The sequence below is a fragment of the Sporosarcina sp. P16b genome, from assembly GCF_002743065.1.
GTDB lineage: Bacteria > Bacillota > Bacilli > Bacillales_A > Planococcaceae > Sporosarcina.
The window spans coordinates 1-1,434 of record NZ_PDYO01000042.1 but is presented as its reverse complement, the minus strand read 5'-3'; the positions used below and the strand labels follow the sequence as shown (position 1 = coordinate 1,434).

General features: G+C 37.6%; 2 protein-coding genes. One reads left to right on the top strand and one right to left on the bottom strand.

From position 1 onward, the window contains the following. Positions 1-630 (top strand): Ig-like domain-containing protein (locus CSV77_RS16970; RefSeq protein ID WP_233212300.1); only part of this gene is annotated, 630 nt, incomplete at its 5' end. Between the two features lie 420 nt (positions 631-1,050). Here the strand turns inward: CSV77_RS16970 and CSV77_RS17220 are convergent. Further along, the coding region (locus tag CSV77_RS17220) for a hypothetical protein (protein WP_233212299.1) at positions 1,051-1,434 on the bottom strand (384 nt) is incomplete at its 5' end.

The following is a 1,434-nucleotide window of genomic DNA, read 5'->3' as shown; positions in this document are numbered from 1 at the left end:
AGCGTGACGAATGCGAACAGCAAAGAAAGTCCCGTAACGGAAGCTGAAGTAGCCGCAGAAGCGACGACACCGGCACCGGCAGTGGGGACAATCACGGTAGCAAATAATGTGGGTATCGCTGATACGGTCACGGTGAAAGACTTGGCTATCAAAGACGTAGTGAAAGTGTATGCGGAAGATGGAAAAACATTACTAGGCTCCGCAGTCGCGTTAAAAGCAGGCGATGTAATCGTGAGCTTAAAAGCACAGTTAACAGGAGACAAAGTTCAAGTCAGTGTGATGAATGCCAACAGTCTAGAGAGTGAGAAGACCGAAGCAACAATTGTGGCTGAGAAAGAAACAGCTGCTCCAGAGGTCAACACAATCACCGTAGCGAACAATGTGGGAATTGCCGACACTGTTACTCTGACAGGATTGGCTTTGAAAGATACTGTTAAAATATATAAAGTAGATGGTATAACGTTACTGGGAACTGCTGTTGCATCTAAAGAAGGTGAACTGGTAATCAGTTTAAAACAACAATTTGTAGAGTCGACAATTAAAGTTAGTCTGACAAATACAAATAGTAATGAAAGTGAAAAAGTTGAGGTAACGGTGGAAAAAGAAGCTGTAACACAATTACCTGAATAATTCTAATCTAAACTAAGAAATTAGGGGCTGAGACAAAAGGTTTTCAGCAACCCCAAAAGCCGAACTATTACTAGAAATGCTAACACAGCATTTTGCAATAGTTCGGTTTTCTGTACTTGAATAATAAAAAATATATTTATTATGCTGCATTAATTATTTCTCATCATGGTGCAATGTACATTACTTCAACTACGTCTAAAGCTGTAAAGTTTGTTGCTGTATGTAATGGAAAAGATTCACAAAGATTTAGTTATCCGGAGAGTACTCATAAAAAAGTGTTGAAGATCTGGGCTATATTATTCGTGAAACAAAAGAATTTATAGATAGAGATATGCCTTGCCAACTTAGATTGACATAAAGAGATAGTTGTGTGGCGTACAGGTGCGTTTATTGTAAGCGTCAAATAGGTTCTTTCCAATGTTAGTTGAATTTACAAGACTCAATTAATAATAATTTTTTTAATAGAAAAATGTTCATGATAACTGCTTCTGATTCCCATAGATTTAGAGGTGTATGCCTTAATGTACTATCTCCAATAATAGAACCAAGCATAATATTTTGCTGTGTAGTAGAAAGATTATCCAATGTATTCAAGGGTCGTGGTGATATGCAATTCTGTTGATGAAAACACTCTTGCACAATCTCACCTAAAGTTAAACCTGTTGAGGCTTGGACAGAGCAAAGAATGTCTCGATTTTCTTCAGTAAGGTTCACTTGATAACGTTTGGATTCATTGTTCTCTTGCCTGGCATAGTTGAATCTTTGAAAGTTCTCTGTTGTTACTTTAATAGAGGAAGCGTATTG